This is a genomic window from Mangrovibacterium lignilyticum, from assembly GCF_010882175.1.
Taxonomy (GTDB): domain Bacteria; phylum Bacteroidota; class Bacteroidia; order Bacteroidales; family Prolixibacteraceae; genus Mangrovibacterium; species Mangrovibacterium lignilyticum.
The window spans coordinates 32,043-45,936 of record NZ_WKLH01000006.1; the positions used below are offsets into that span (position 1 = coordinate 32,043).

Consider the following 13,894-nt stretch of genomic DNA (forward strand, 5'->3'; position numbering starts at 1 on the left):
AGTATCGATTTTTTTCGCATTAGCCCTATTAGTTTTTATAAGTCCTTTTATTTTGAGCCCTGAGAATAATGGCTCGAATGATAGCGCTATGCCTACCAACTCCGTTGACACACTCTATACCCGTTACAACAGCTTAAACCTGAGCGGAAAACTACCCTACCCAATCTTTGCCAGAGCGATGGGCGGATTTCATGCTTTTCATTTCAAAAACAACCAGATTCTAACAATCATTGACTTTACCAAGGTATCCACAGAAAGACGATGTTATGTGATTGATTTAAAAGCCAACAAACTACTCTTCGAAAGCTTGGTTGCTCACGGTAAAAACTCAGGTGTGGATTATGCTCAAACTTTTTCAAACAAAGAACACTCACTAATGAGCAGTCCTGGATTCTACTCAACTGCAGAGACCTATTTGGGAAAACACGGCTATTCGTTGCGATTGGACGGATTGGAAAAAGGAATTAACGATCACGCCCGAACGCGAGCCATCGTGATTCATGGCGCTGATTATGTGAGTGAAAAGTTCATTCGAAAAATTGGCCGTTTGGGAAGAAGTTGGGGATGTCCGGCTCTGCCTTCAAACTTGAACAAGGAAATCATCGACTACATCAAAAACGGAACCTGCCTGTACATTCACACGAATAACCAATCATACCTGGCACAATCCCCAATTTAATTTGTTGATGTATTTTCGGCTTTCAAACTTGTTGGTTCTGTTGTATTCAGTTCCTCCAATACTTTCGCATCACGACTATAAATATCCCTGAAAAACCCGATTCCATTGCCTTCGTAGTAACCAGCCGTGAGATAAAGCAGTAGAACGTCAATGTCTTTCTCCGGAAATACCCGTATTGTTTTATGACTTTTAACGGTCGAGTCAATTTTCTCCCTTGTCCACTCCGTCCCTTCCAGTAAAACGACTGCTAAATCCAATGGATTTTGTGTTCGAATGCAACCATGACTAAACGCCCGTTCCTGCCTGTCAAATAAACTCTTTGAAGGAGTGTCGTGTAAAAAAACCGAATACTTGTTCGGGAAAATGAACTTGACAACACCTAATGAATTTCCCGCGCCAGGTTTTTGCCGAACCATGAAAGGAAAATTAGAAGGGCTGATCTCCGCCCTATTCAAGGATGAATTGGCAACGATGTTACCGGAACGATCGATTAGCTCAAAATTGTTTCGATCGAGATACAATGAGTCTGACTTGATGTGCGGAATAATACTATTTTTAACGATTGAATAGGGCACAGTCCATGTCGGATTAAATTCAATGTAATGAAGCCTAGATTTAAAAACAGGCGTCTTGGTATAGGTCCTCCCAACTTGCACATTGGCAACAAACCGGGTAATATTATCTTCGATGTAATAAGCCTTAAATGCCGGGATATTTACTAGAATAAAACGGTTGCTTTTGTCAGACACCACCCAACGCAAGCGCTCCATGTTGACCCGTAGTTTGGCGATCCGCTCCTGCACCGTTTCGTTCAGGGCTTCAAATGTACCTTTGCCAATAATTCCGTCCGGTGTCAAAGCATTTTTATGTTGAAACTGCTTTACATCGCTTACTAAATATTCATCATAAAGCGGGCTTAACAGATTCGTATCGCTACGAAGCTCTCCGGTTTTCAACAAACGTTCGCGAATCATGGGGACACGATCATCCTTGTCTCCCGGACTGACCACTTTTCCCCTTGGTATTACTCCCCAGCCGCCGGCATCTGCTATCTGCCGATAGTCAACCAACAAGGTCATATAATCCCTGTAAAGGATCATATCCGGTCTCAGCTCATGCAAGGCGTTAGATATCTCGCCCCGTGCAATCGCTTGCTCCAATTTGTAGGGAGCGTCTTCCATTATTTCCCGAAAACTATAGTTCCAATTCGGATCCAACGATTCAGGATCGACCTTCCCTTTCAGTAAATGATAAGCATACAGAAGAATCACGTCAGTCACTAAAATATCGAATTCGCCAACCCAATCATAATCAATTTCTCCCTCCGAAAGTTTTCCACCAATCAAGCCAATGATATTTCGGAGTCTGTCAGCATGGTAGTCATTGGGAATTAGACCGTCTTGCCAAGACTGATGCAAGGCGTTAAGTGCATCTAACAATACAGTATAATTGTCCCAGGCCGGCTTGTAGTCTCTGTTTTTGTAAAACTCCGGTAGTACGTTAGCCGAGAATATATATTCCCCCTCGATTTCCAAAATCTGCCCATCCTCCATTTTTTTTATCGCGCCTTGAATATGGAAGGCGATCTTGTCCTGACTGGAATAGATCTTTTTGTGAGCCTTCCGATTTTCGTCAACTTCAGCCTGAGCCATAGAGAATTCACTCGCCAAGGCAGAAAGAATAATGATCAGAAAATAACGGTATAACATAGACATCGGATGACCATGAATAATTTAAACTAGATATCTCGAATCTTCACGCTACTAAAAATATGGAATCCACCATTCAAATACAATGAAAGTAGCATAACTTATTGTTAACAATCCGATTCCTGTTCGCTGTATCAATCGCGGGGATAAACTGTTTTGAACAGGCTAATTCGAAGCTTTTAGACCACTGAATCGTAAAATTTTCGAGCTCTACATGTAACTATTCCCTTCAAAATATTGTAATTTTTGAAATAGCAACCAGTCACTGGAGTCATATTTCCTCGAACTACTAAGACAAAAGATATGGAAGAAAGTAAATTTGAGGCAAAATTCTCGCAGAATAAAATCCTCGAAAACCTATCTAAAACAAACACTTATATTGCTATAAGCATCTATATCCTTGCTGCGACATTAGCATTTTACTTCGGGTATAAGCATCTTGACATTCCACTGTCCACAAAATTTGGATTACTTTTTTTCGGGCTTTTCATTTTCTCGTTAACCGAATACCTTGTGCATCGCTATGTTTACCACTTTCCGAAAATAGGTCCGTTCAGAAACCTGGCATATGACTTGCATGATTTCCATCATCATCACCCGAAAGACAAGAAGCGTCTTGCCATGCCAATACCGGTTGCGGTGGTAATCGCTGTGGTTTTGGCAGCGCTTTTTGGGCTTACCATGGGAATCAAAGGGTTATTATTCTTTGCGGGATTTATGTTGGGGTATGCAGGGTACCTGTTGACGCACTATCTCATTCACATTCTAGGCCCGGTAAACCCGGTCATGCGCTATCTCTGGATTCATCATTCTATCCATCATTTTAAAGATGACACGAAAGCATATGGCGTTTCGTCACCTCTGTGGGACTGGGTTTTCAGATCGATGCCGAGTAAAGAGCAAAGTCGTTTTATGACTGCAAGGGAAAACAAAAAAGCAAGCTAGCCTGTATTCTGCAGGAACCTTCTAGCCAGCTGCCTGACCTGTTTTTTCAAAATATTTCTGAACAACCATTAGGGAGATCAGGTTCTCCTGTTGTCTATTTTGAAATTGCTTTACGTAGTTGTTCGCATTTTGAACAATCTGTAATGCCTCGTCAGTATGCTCGATATAATATCTTAGCCGATCCTCCAAGTCACTGAAGTCGGGCTTAATCTCAACGTAGTGATAATTGGGAATCAAAGTTCCTTCCATGAACCATGTCTCGAACAAAGGTTTCGGCATAACTGCCAACGAATTAGACGACATAACCCATTTTAAATTTGTCGCTACATCGTACCCTTCAAGACACAATATAAATTTATAATCCAAATGCTCGCGTAGGCTCATTTTTTTCACCTGCCACTTATGACTGTTCTTATCGCTATTAATTTGCCCAATATTACAAAGTGGATGGTCAAAATACATCTCCAGAAACTTTCGCCGATGTTCTTGATGCGCATTCGACCGACCAACCAAATAATTTCTTTTTGAAGCGAAAGGCACCGGATCATTAATGAATAAAAAATGCCTCGCTTTATCTAAATTTAAAAGTACCGAGTTACTGTTATCTCCTTCAATAGGACGGCTTTTTGTAAAACTCGGCAGCTCAGGAACGTGCGTGATATCGCCAAACAAACAGTTGACATTTTTTGCAAAACTAAAGTATCGAAGATACTGGTAACTATCAAAAAAGTACACTCTCTGTCTATCCGGGAGCTTTAGGTTTTTCAACGGCTCTAGTTCTTCCTTGACAGACTTCTTTACCAGTTTATTGCAATAATCCACCCGGGAAATGATATAATCAGAACTGAACTTTTTGATTTGCTTCAACTTAAAAGGCAGCAAGATTTGCAAAATAAAACGCGGAGTCAAAAATCTGAAGAAAACCTTGCAATAGTAATAAACTTTCAGGTTTTTATGCTTCAAATCCCAAAACTTAAAGGAGCGTTCTCTTCGTTTATCGTTATCTGTTAGATGGCTAATATTCTCAAACATTACAAGCTCTTTTTACTAGTTTTACAAAAAAGCCACCTCCCAACGGAAAGTGGCTTCATACGATCTTTTGCAAGGCCTAGGCGATGTTCGTGAAAACATGTTGAACGTCGTCATCCTCTTCAATCTTATCTAATAGTTTTTCAATATCTTCCAACTGCTCGTCGGTAAACTCAACAGCAGTTGTTGGAATCCGCTTCAAAATAGATTTTGTCGCTTCAATTCCCTTATCTTCGAGCGCCTTCGATAGCGTTCCAAAACTGGTGTAGTCTCCGGTAGCATAAACAATATCCCCTTCAACTTCAATCTCTTCAAGACCCGCATCAATCAACTCAAATTCAAGCTCTTCGATATCGACTCCTTCTTTTGCTTCAAACTCAAACACTGCTTTCCTCGAAAACATAAACTCCAACGACCCGGTAGGCACCAAACCACCACCAGACTTATTGAAATATGATTTCACATTGGCTACAGTACGGGTCGTATTGTCGGTTGCACATTCGACAAATACCAATACACCATGCGGACCTTTACCTTCGTAGTTAACCTCTGTAAAATCGGAGGCATCTTTTCCGGCAGCCCGTTTAATAGCTGAATCAATATTATCCTTTGGCATGTTTTGCGCCTTCGCATTTTGAATTGCTGTGCGCAACTTAGCATTCATATCCGGATCTTGTCCGCCTTCTTTTGCTGCCATTGTAATGGCTCTGGATAATTTCGGAAAAATCCGAGACATGTGGCCCCAACGCTTTTCTTTGGCTGCCCGGCGATATTCAAATGCTCTTCCCACGGTATGATTTTATTTTAATGAATGACTTTATTTTAACGGCACAAAAATAAAAAATACTTCCTTGACATCCCCATTTTTTAGTGAAAATCACGTTGCTATCCCCTTTTATAAGGAATAGAAAAGTAAAATTCCGATCCTTCGAGGTACTTGGTTTTATACCAAATAGTGCCTCCCATCAATTCCACCAGTTTTTTAGACAAGTGCAAACCAATCCCAACGCCGCTTTCAATCGTATGATCTCTATTCTGAAACTTTACAAACAGATCAAAAATCTGCTCTTCAAATTCGGGCTTGATTCCCCTCCCGGTGTCCTTTACATAAAATATTAATTCAGATCCCTCCTGATAACAACCGAATAAAATCACTCCATGATCTGAGAACCGGTAAGAATTAGTTATCAAACAGCGCAAAACCTGAGAGACTCTAAGCTCGTCAGCGTAAATTTGTGAGTTTTCTAAATCAATCTTATAATCGAGCTTAACTTTGTGCTCACGGTCCACCGATGAATAAGCCTCAAAACCCGACTTAAAATCACTGAAAACTGACTTTAAGTCGAAAAATGTAGCATGCAATTCCAACTGATTAACCTCCAATTTTGATAAGTCGATGATATCTTCAATTAAAAACAGCAACTGCTTCCCGTTTAAGTCGATCACTTTGTGAATTTTCTTGAGGTCCTCATCGCTGTAATTCATTTCCGGAATCATCGAAGTAAAACCTGCAATTACATTAAGCGGAGTGCGGACTTCATGAGATAGATTGGCCAAAAAAGAGGTTTTGAGTTGATCTGATTTTTTGGCCCGCTCATACTGAACAATATAATTTCGTTTTACAGACACAGCCATGAAAAAAGTCAAGATTATGGCAAAACAAACACCTGAGTAAACATCTAAAATCCGGGTTTTTTCGTCAGAGTAATTACCTACAATTCCGGGGAAATTATATTCAATCAGAAACAAGACACAAACATTGACGAGACACAAAGAAACCAGAACAAAATAATTTTTTCGCTTCCAAATAAGGATGAAAAACACATAGATACCTATAATCAGGTTCAATGTAGGTCCTTGAGAACCAAAATTGAACAACCAGGATAGGTTGTAAAAGATGATTGCAATTAAAAAGATGACATGAATTAACCACTTGGGGAAAATTCCAAACCGGGCTGTCGAGAAACAAAAAGTTGAAACAATAAGCAACGCCAATGTAATAAGTCCAATATTATAAAGACCTAATACAAAATTCGATACCGTTGCAATAACTGACACGAAAACCACTGTCAAACAACCGACTATTGTCAGGCGCTGTTCAAATGTTCCTTCCTTATATTTTCCCAATACAACCTTCCCGGCTAAGTCGCGAAACCGTAGAAAATTGTTACTCATATGCACACAAGCAAAAAGGTTCTTAATAAAACCCATTTAGAAGGGGATGAAATTAGTTAAATTACCATAACTGCAAATAGTATTTGACAATAAAACTTATTTTCCAGCCTGTTTCCATTCGTCCTTCCAATTTTGCTCTATCTTTGTCGCTTTAAACGTTGAAGGATATGAAATCTCAAATTACATTTCTTATAGTTTTTGTGGCGTTTGTTTTCAATTCGTGCAGTCCCAAACAAGCTTACATCCAAAATGAAGGTCAAATTTTCGGAACAACTTATCATATTACCTACGAGAGTCCGGAAGGCGAAGACCTGCATGAGGGCATTAAAAGTGTGATGGACGAACTGAACAAGTCGTTATCAACATACGATCCGACTTCGGTCATCTCCAAAGTAAATACAAATCAACCAACTGAACTGGATAACTACTTTCTCACTGTTTTCAAAAAGGCTGAAGAAGTTTCAAAAATTACCGGGGGAGCATTCGACATTACGGTTGCACCAATGGTAAACGTATGGGGCTTTGGATTCAAAAACAAAGAAAATGTAACGACCGAATTAATCGACTCACTCAAACAATTGGTGGGTTATACCAAGGTCAAACGAGAGGACGGTAAAATTGTAAAAGAACACCCAAATACCATGCTCGATTGCAGCGCTATTGCCAAAGGCTATGGCGTTGATGTGGTAGCCGCATACATACGCGACAACGGTTGTAAAAACTACATGGTTGAAATTGGAGGCGAAGTTGATGCGTTCGGGCTGAATCCCAAAGGAAAAGCATGGAGCATTGGAATCAGTAAGCCCGATGAAGACAGTTTCTTCAAAGAACAACAATTACAGGCTATTGTGAATTTAAAAGACAAAGCACTGGCAACATCCGGAAACTACCGGAATTTTTATGTTGAAGGTGGCCAAAAATTTGCCCACACGATTAATCCGCATACCGGCTACCCGGTACAGCACAGTCTGCTAAGCACAACAGTACTGGCCGACAGCTGCATGACCGCCGATGCTTATGCAACCGCTTTTATGGTTTTGGGATTGGAAAAATCGATTGAAATAGCCAACGCAGTTCCTGAAATAGAAGTCTATTTTATATATGCTGACGAAAACGGCGATTATAAATCCTATTTCTCCGAAGGCTTCAAATCATTACTACAGGAAGAATTCAATTCCGATCAAAAAGAATAAAAAAGCTGACTAACAGCTTCCCGGCTCATCATTGATCAATGAAAGTTGCTTAAAGCTAAGTTCCTTGCGGGCTTTAGCCTGTTCCATTTTATCGAAAGTTTGAGCACAGGTAACCCCACGTTCTTTCATGTGTGGATTTGCCCCAATATGCAGGTTTGGGAATTCTCCCTTTTTCTCTGTCAGGATTTTAATCGCTAAGCCAGCAAAAGCAATAGCAACTAAAACAATAGCAACTAAAAATACGATTAAGAAATTCATCTTTTTACCTTTTTTGTGGCCACAAACTTAATCAAAAACGATCATTTTTGTGGCAGTCTGTTTCGTATAAAAACAAAGAAAAGAACGACTTGTTTCACTTTCCCCCAAAAGAAGGCGCAAAGCCCAACTATATTTCGGAACATTCTTAGTATTTTTAAGGTTGTAGCGCTTAGTTACACGATCAACACCCCATTGAAAAAAAGTGTATGGAAAAACATGTTAAAATTATTGCGATTCTTTATTTAGTCCTGAGTTTTCTGGGACTTATCCTCGCCTTTTTTCTTTATTACGTTCTTAATCTGGTTGGCCATATTACTGACGATCCTCAAGCCGGAATGGTTCTGTCTATCGTTACTCAGGTTTTAACAGTAATTTTGGTGGCCTCTGCTATTCCTGGAATTATCGGAGGTTTGGCTTTATTAAGATTTAAAGAATGGGGCCGCATCCTGATTATTATTATTTCAATCATCAACCTGCTGAATTTTCCCTTAGGAACAGCTTTAGGGATTTACTCGATCTGGGCTCTTGTTCACCGGGAAACATTGCCATTGTTCAATAAGGATCAAATTGAATCTGCCGAAACCAATCAACCGTGAGTGCTCGTAAATTGCACCATATGGTTATTGTTGGCCGCGTTCAAGGCGTCGGATTTCGATACTTTGTGCGGCTAAAAGCCAATGAGCTCAATTTGGGTGGTTGGGTTAGAAATAAAATGGACGGAAGCGTTGAACTGGAAGTTGAAGGACACGACGATACCGTTGGAATTTTCGTCGATTTGTTAAAAATCGGCAATGGATACAGCCGGGTTGACCGTATTTTTCGATCCGAATTACCTAAACTGCAGGAATACCAATCGTTTTTCGTGAAATACTAAAAAGCTGTGAGCTACTGGCATAGAGCACGGTGCCCAAATTTCAGTATTTCGCAGATAATTTCTGATTTTAAGAGATGGATGCCTCCTTTATCAACAAACGTTCAAATTTTAGATCCAACCCACCCAAAACAACATTGGCACTAAATCAGCGTTAAAGGTTTACTAAACGTACCAAATAACAACTCCAACAGTATCCCTATGAACTACCACATGAGCCCCGGACAATTTCGGGAAGAAGGAAAAAAACTGATCGATTGGATTGCAGATTACTACGAACAAGTTGAAAAATATCCTGTTTTGTCGCAAGTTGAGCCAGGCGAAATTAGTAAACAGCTTCCGGATCAAGCGCCGGAAAAAGGAGAAGAATTCTCAACGGTGATGAAAGACGTGGAGCAGATTATCATGCCTGGTATCACCCATTGGCAATCACCCAACTTCTTTGCTTATTTTCAGTCGAATAATTCGTTCCCGTCAATCTTGGGGGATCTGCTTTCTTCGGGGCTCGGTGTACAGGGCATGCTGTGGGCAACCAGTCCGGCCTGCACCGAACTGGAAACCAAGGTGATGGACTGGCTGGTGGATTTGATGGGACTGCCCAAACACTTTAAAAGCACGGAAAGTGGTGGCGGGGTCATCCAGGATACAGCTTCAAGTGCGGTGTTAGCTGCTTTGCTGGCTGCCCGCGAACGTAAAATGGATTTCGACTGCAACAAAACCGGCGATAACTCTGGCCTGGTTGCTTACATTTCAACCCAAACGCACTCGTCGGTTGAGAAGGGAGTGAAAGTGATGGGATTGGGTACCGACCGATTACGCCGCATCGATGTGGACGAAAAATTTGCTCTGCGCCCCGATCTGTTGGAGCACCAAATTATGGACGATTTGGCAGCTGGATTGAAACCATTTTTTGTATGCGCAACAATCGGAACGACCTCATCCAATGCTGTTGACCCGACCGAAGCCATTGGCAAAATATGCCGCAAATACAACATTTGGCTGCATGTTGACGCGGCTATGTCGGGAACAGCCGCCTTACTCCCCGACTACCGACAATATTTCGAAGGTTTGGAGCTGGCCGACAGTTATGCCTTCAACCCTCACAAGTGGATGTTCACCAATTTTGATTGTGATTGTTTTTGGGTGGCCGATAAGACCGTGCTGATTAAAACGCTCAGCATCCTACCGGAATATTTAAAAAATGAAGCCACAGAAAAAGGAGCCGTCATTGATTACCGCGACTGGCATGTGCAACTAGGACGCCGCTTTCGCTCGCTGAAGCTTTGGTTTGTCCTGCGCCACTATGGAGCGGAGGGATTGCGCTACCACATTAACCAGCACATCGAACTGGCTCAACAATTTACAAAATGGGTTAAGGAATCAGATCAGTTTGAATTATTGAATGAACCACCTTTCAACCTAGTTCTTTTTCGCCACAATAAGGGGAATGAGTTTAACAAACAGCTGATGGACAGCCTCAACAAAGACGGTAAAATTTACCTGACGCACACCGTATTGAACGAAACATTCTGGCTGCGGATGAGCATTGGGCAAACCCAAACCGAAGGGAGTCATGTACTGGAAGCATGGCGCCTACTCAACGAAAAAGCGGAAGAACTGAAGTAATCCCGGCAAGCAATTAATGTTCACCGGTAAAATTATAAACCTGGTCTTTAAAATCGTCAAACCATGACCATCAATCTCTGCCAAACCAATAAACGAAAAACAGCTGTCCTAATTGCCTCCTTCATTTTGGGGCTGTTTGCCACCGTCTCTATCCAGGCGCAAACAAGAGTTGTTGCAGCCCAAGCGAAACTGGTCAAACTGGCTGGTAATTTCAAATTCACTGAAGGCCCGGCGGTTGACAAAGCTGGTAACATCTATTTCACCGACCAGCCCAACGATCGGATCATGAAATGGAGTACCAAAGATCAACTGAGTACCTTCATGCAACCTTGCGGTCGCGCAAATGGTCTCTATTTCGACAAACAAGGAAACCTTTTGGCCTGTGCTGACGAAAAAAACGAACTTTGGTCTATCGACCCCACAGGCATAAAAACAGTACTCGTTGACAACTATGCCAATAAACTACTTAATGGCCCAAACGATCTTTGGGTGAACCCACTCGACAGCTCCACCTACTTTACCGATCCGCTTTATGAACGGGATTATTGGAACCGAGGACCGATGGAACAGGATGGCCAACACGTGTATTTGCTTTCTTCCAACCGGAAAAATCTGAAACCGGTGTTTACCGACCTTAAACAGCCCAATGGAATAGTTGGAACACCTGACGGAAAAACCTTGTATGTTGCTGATATTGGCTCCGGCCAAACCTTTGCATTCAACATTCAACCCGACGGATCGCTAACAGACAAGCGCCTTTTTTGCACCATGGGATCCGACGGAATGACCATCGACAATGAAGGGAATGTCTATCTCACAGGAAACGGAGTTACCGTTTTCAACAAAGAAGGAATGCAAATTGACACGATACCGGTTCCCGAAGCCTGGACTGCAAATGTTTGCATCGGGGGGAAAGACAAACACACGCTTTTTATTACAGCAAGCACCGGTCTTTATGCCATTCGTCTGCGTACAGGAGCTGCAGAATAGGACACAGCAACTGGTTATTTACTAAAAAAACAAGCCCCTCGATTTGAACGAGGGGCCTCCATTGTTTTCATGACTTTGCTAGTTTCATAATGCTTGAGCTACAGCATCGGCTAATGAGGTTGTTGGTCGGCCGATCAATATAGAAAGTTGATTGCCTTCGTCATACAAATCACCTTTTGATGCACCGGTATCCCAACTGGCAATTGCTCCTGCAAAAAATTCAGGCAACCCAAAACCTTTCAAAGCCTCAGCATAATCAGCTTCCGGTAAATTCATATAAGGAATATCTTTCCCTGTTTGACGGGAAATCTCAGCAGCCAAATCAGCCAAAGTATAAGCTTCGTCTCCTGACAATTCATACACTTTTCCTTCGTGTCCCTCACCAGCTAAAACAACTGCAGCAGCTTCTGCAAAATCAGCACGAACTGCCGACGAGATCTTGCCATCCCCCGCACTGCCCGCAAAGGCTCCACCTGCCAAAGCACCGGCAACAGAACCCGTATAGTTCTCAGTATACCAACCATTACGCAAAATAGTATAAGCAATTCCTGAAGATTTCAATGCTTCTTCAGTTGCTACATGTTCGCCTGCCAAATTCAACGAAGATGTATCGGCGTGCAGTAAACTGGTATATACAATCCATTTCACGCCCGCTGCTTTTGCCGCTTCAATCACGTTGGCATGCTGCTCAGCTCGCTTTCCAATTTCATTGCTTGATATCAACAACAGTTTGTCGATTCCCGCCAGTGATTCTGGCAATGCTTCCGGTTTCGAGTAATCGAATGTACGGGCGTCAACACCCAAACTTGCTGCTTTCTCGGGTGTGCGCACCAATGCAATAATGTCTTCAACGGCTACTTTCGTTTTTAACTTCTCAACAACTAACTGACCTAGCTGACCCGTTGCTCCTGTAATTCCGATTTTCATGTCTAATTCTTTTATAAGTGTTAATTACCAAACTCTATTTGCTTCCTATTAGTTCTTTAGTTACTTTTGGATAGTCAAAGATATTTAGTTAGTTACTACCAAACAAGAACGAACTAAAAAGTCACCCGGTTACCTGGAAGTTAGAAATGTTTATTTACAGCGATTTATGACGGAAATAAAAATGAAAAAATATAGTAACGTTGAAAGTTGCCCGGTTCGAAATGTTATCGACCGGATTGGAGACAAGTGGTCGATGTTGGTTTTACTGGTATTGGAAGAAGGTGATGTCATGCGTTTTTCAGAGATTCATAAAACCATAGAAACGATTTCGCAAAAAATGTTGACTGTTACCCTGAAAGCCCTCGAAGCCGACGGACTGATTAACCGGGAGGTTTATCCACAAATCCCGCCAAAGGTTGAATACAAATTAACCGAGCGTGGAAAAAGCCTGCTACCTCACCTCCACAGCCTGGTAAGTTGGGCTGCGGAAAACATGGGAGGCATCAAAGAATCGCGGAAGTTATTTGCTTCTTAAGCTGAACTACAAAAACAGCTTCGTTTTCCTGGCGCCAGGTCCAAACATCCGGACAAATAAAAGGCTCGTTATACGGGCTTCTACTTCAGCAGCTCTCCCAAAAACAAAAGCGTGTGGTTCCACGCGCGTGTCGCCATCAACTCATTGTATTCCCCGGATGCGGGATTGGTAAAGGTGTGTCCGCAGTTGGCGTAGGTAATAATTTGCCAATCGGCCCCGCCTTCGTTCATTTCCTTCACAAGATTATCGTAATCCTCACGAGTCACCGAGCGATCTTCGGCCGGGTTCTCGACCAGAACTTTGGTTTTGATCGGCCCATTTTCCCGATCCGAAGCTTTGCGCAATCCACCGTGGATCGAAACAACGCCTTTTACATCAAATCCACCGCGAGCCGTCTCCAAAGCGCCGGTTCCGCCAAAACAGTAGCCAATAACAGCGATCTTAGCCGGATCGGCTCCCGCTTTGATGAGCTGTTCCAACGCAAGTCCGATTCGCTTTTGGTATGCCTCATAATCTGTTTTGTAGTGGGTGGCAATTTTCGCAGCTTCACCATTGTCAGAAGGGATATTACCTTTTCCATAAATATCGGCAACAAAAGCAATGTAGCCTTCTTGCTCCAAATTAAGCGCTGCTGTCCGCGCCTCGTCGTCAATTCCCTTCCACGCCGGGAGAATCAATACTCCCGGAAGATCGTCGCCGGCATTAGAAGTAACCAGTCCGTTTAATTCCTGCTCACCGTCGGCGTATTGTACAGGTTGAAGCGATTGTGCTCCTACAGTTCCTACAAGTCCCATAAATAGAAGAATTATTGAAAATTTTCTCATCGTCTAAAATTTTAGTTTAACAAATTTCAGGGCTACACCTGGCTGAGTTGTTTTGACCTACCTACTATAACAGCCGTGAAGTCATCCTGTTTTACAGCCCGGAAAATTTCACGGCTATTAAATGACCAGTCAA

15 protein-coding genes are annotated in these 13,894 nt (G+C 42.2%); 8 read left to right on the forward strand and 7 right to left on the reverse strand.

The window, feature by feature from the left end; all coding sequences use genetic code 11:
- Positions 1-88: 88 nt before the first annotated feature.
- Entirely contained in the window at positions 89-679 is a 591-nt protein-coding gene (locus GJV22_RS20235) for a murein L,D-transpeptidase catalytic domain family protein (RefSeq protein ID WP_163718085.1), read from the forward strand.
- On the opposite strand, the gene GJV22_RS20240 is transcribed toward GJV22_RS20235, so the two are convergent.
- Positions 676-2,388: a L,D-transpeptidase family protein gene (locus GJV22_RS20240; RefSeq protein WP_163718087.1), complete on the reverse strand. Its 1,713-nt coding sequence runs from the start codon at positions 2,386-2,388 to the stop codon at positions 676-678. The two genes, GJV22_RS20235 and GJV22_RS20240, sit on opposite strands and share 4 nt — an antisense overlap.
- 303 nt (positions 2,389-2,691) lie before the next feature.
- Between GJV22_RS20240 and GJV22_RS20245 the strand changes: the two genes are divergently transcribed.
- On the forward strand, positions 2,692-3,333 hold the full coding sequence (locus GJV22_RS20245) for a sterol desaturase family protein (protein WP_163718089.1): 642 nt from the start codon (positions 2,692-2,694) through the stop codon (positions 3,331-3,333).
- Positions 3,334-3,354: 21 nt separating this feature from the next.
- On the opposite strand, the gene GJV22_RS20250 is transcribed toward GJV22_RS20245, so the two are convergent.
- The 3 genes from GJV22_RS20250 to GJV22_RS20260 all read right to left on the reverse strand — a co-directional run bounded on the left by GJV22_RS20250 (position 3,355) and on the right by GJV22_RS20260 (position 6,537).
- Positions 3,355-4,365: a glycosyl transferase family 90 gene (locus GJV22_RS20250; protein WP_163718091.1), complete on the reverse strand. Its 1,011-nt coding sequence runs from the start codon at positions 4,363-4,365 to the stop codon at positions 3,355-3,357.
- Positions 4,366-4,441: 76 nt separating this feature from the next.
- Positions 4,442-5,152 (reverse strand): YebC/PmpR family DNA-binding transcriptional regulator, encoded by a 711-nt coding sequence (locus GJV22_RS20255; RefSeq protein WP_163718093.1) that lies wholly within the window; start codon positions 5,150-5,152, stop codon positions 4,442-4,444.
- Positions 5,153-5,247: 95 nt separating this feature from the next.
- Complete coding sequence (locus GJV22_RS20260; RefSeq protein WP_163718095.1) at positions 5,248-6,537, reverse strand: sensor histidine kinase; 1,290 nt, start codon at positions 6,535-6,537, stop codon at positions 5,248-5,250.
- A gap of 167 nt (positions 6,538-6,704) precedes the next feature.
- Between GJV22_RS20260 and GJV22_RS20265 the strand changes: the two genes are divergently transcribed.
- The gene (locus GJV22_RS20265; RefSeq protein WP_163718097.1) at positions 6,705-7,730 is read left to right on the forward strand and encodes an FAD:protein FMN transferase; all 1,026 of its coding nucleotides are present in this window, start codon (positions 6,705-6,707) and stop codon (positions 7,728-7,730) included.
- Positions 7,731-7,739: 9 nt separating this feature from the next.
- Here GJV22_RS20265 and GJV22_RS20270 read toward each other — a convergent pair whose 3' ends face one another.
- On the reverse strand, positions 7,740-7,988 hold the full coding sequence (locus tag GJV22_RS20270) for a hypothetical protein (protein WP_205461981.1): 249 nt from the start codon (positions 7,986-7,988) through the stop codon (positions 7,740-7,742).
- A 206-nt stretch (positions 7,989-8,194) separates the two neighbouring features.
- Between GJV22_RS20270 and GJV22_RS20275 the strand changes: the two genes are divergently transcribed.
- From GJV22_RS20275 to GJV22_RS20290, 4 genes are all read left to right on the forward strand, one after another.
- Complete coding sequence (locus tag GJV22_RS20275) at positions 8,195-8,584, forward strand: hypothetical protein (RefSeq protein WP_163718100.1); 390 nt, start codon at positions 8,195-8,197, stop codon at positions 8,582-8,584.
- A complete protein-coding gene (locus GJV22_RS20280; RefSeq protein ID WP_163718102.1) occupies positions 8,581-8,862 on the forward strand; it encodes an acylphosphatase in 282 nt (93 codons plus the stop codon). The genes GJV22_RS20275 and GJV22_RS20280 overlap by 4 nt, the downstream gene beginning before the upstream one ends.
- A 198-nt stretch (positions 8,863-9,060) precedes the next feature.
- Entirely contained in the window at positions 9,061-10,485 is a 1,425-nt protein-coding gene (locus GJV22_RS20285; protein WP_205461982.1) for a pyridoxal-dependent decarboxylase, read from the forward strand.
- A 63-nt stretch (positions 10,486-10,548) separates the two neighbouring features.
- A complete protein-coding gene (locus tag GJV22_RS20290; RefSeq protein WP_163718104.1) occupies positions 10,549-11,475 on the forward strand; it encodes an SMP-30/gluconolactonase/LRE family protein in 927 nt (308 codons plus the stop codon).
- A gap of 84 nt (positions 11,476-11,559) precedes the next feature.
- Here GJV22_RS20290 and GJV22_RS20295 read toward each other — a convergent pair whose 3' ends face one another.
- On the reverse strand, positions 11,560-12,402 hold the full coding sequence (locus GJV22_RS20295; RefSeq protein ID WP_163718106.1) for an SDR family oxidoreductase: 843 nt from the start codon (positions 12,400-12,402) through the stop codon (positions 11,560-11,562).
- 181 nt (positions 12,403-12,583) lie between these two features.
- Here GJV22_RS20295 and GJV22_RS20300 point away from each other — a divergent pair, with 181 nt between their 5' ends.
- Positions 12,584-12,937: a winged helix-turn-helix transcriptional regulator gene (locus GJV22_RS20300; RefSeq protein WP_163718108.1), complete on the forward strand. Its 354-nt coding sequence runs from the start codon at positions 12,584-12,586 to the stop codon at positions 12,935-12,937.
- A gap of 80 nt (positions 12,938-13,017) precedes the next feature.
- Here the strand turns inward: GJV22_RS20300 and GJV22_RS20305 are convergent, their stop codons facing one another.
- The gene (locus tag GJV22_RS20305; RefSeq protein ID WP_163718109.1) at positions 13,018-13,761 is read right to left on the reverse strand and encodes a dienelactone hydrolase family protein; all 744 of its coding nucleotides are present in this window, start codon (positions 13,759-13,761) and stop codon (positions 13,018-13,020) included.
- Positions 13,762-13,894 lie beyond the last annotated feature (133 nt).

Bases quoted from the DNA above. Each gene is read 5' to 3' on its own strand.
- GJV22_RS20290 (WP_163718104.1), top strand. From the start codon at position 10,549: ATGACCATCAATCTCTGCCAAACCAATAAACGAAAAACAGCTGTCCTA.
- GJV22_RS20305 (WP_163718109.1), bottom strand. From the start codon at position 13,761: ATGAGAAAATTTTCAATAATTCTTCTATTTATGGGACTTGTAGGAACT.
- GJV22_RS20285 (WP_205461982.1), top strand. From the start codon at position 9,061: ATGAACTACCACATGAGCCCCGGACAATTTCGGGAAGAAGGAAAAAAA.
- GJV22_RS20235 (WP_163718085.1), top strand. From the start codon at position 89: ATGCCTACCAACTCCGTTGACACACTCTATACCCGTTACAACAGCTTA.
- GJV22_RS20250 (WP_163718091.1), bottom strand. From the start codon at position 4,365: ATGTTTGAGAATATTAGCCATCTAACAGATAACGATAAACGAAGAGAA.
- GJV22_RS20240 (WP_163718087.1), bottom strand. From the start codon at position 2,388: ATGTTATACCGTTATTTTCTGATCATTATTCTTTCTGCCTTGGCGAGT.
- GJV22_RS20295 (WP_163718106.1), bottom strand. From the start codon at position 12,402: ATGAAAATCGGAATTACAGGAGCAACGGGTCAGCTAGGTCAGTTAGTT.
- GJV22_RS20270 (WP_205461981.1), bottom strand. From the start codon at position 7,988: ATGAATTTCTTAATCGTATTTTTAGTTGCTATTGTTTTAGTTGCTATT.
- GJV22_RS20300 (WP_163718108.1), top strand. From the start codon at position 12,584: ATGAAAAAATATAGTAACGTTGAAAGTTGCCCGGTTCGAAATGTTATC.
- GJV22_RS20245 (WP_163718089.1), top strand. From the start codon at position 2,692: ATGGAAGAAAGTAAATTTGAGGCAAAATTCTCGCAGAATAAAATCCTC.
- GJV22_RS20260 (WP_163718095.1), bottom strand. From the start codon at position 6,537: ATGAGTAACAATTTTCTACGGTTTCGCGACTTAGCCGGGAAGGTTGTA.
- GJV22_RS20265 (WP_163718097.1), top strand. From the start codon at position 6,705: ATGAAATCTCAAATTACATTTCTTATAGTTTTTGTGGCGTTTGTTTTC.
- GJV22_RS20275 (WP_163718100.1), top strand. From the start codon at position 8,195: ATGGAAAAACATGTTAAAATTATTGCGATTCTTTATTTAGTCCTGAGT.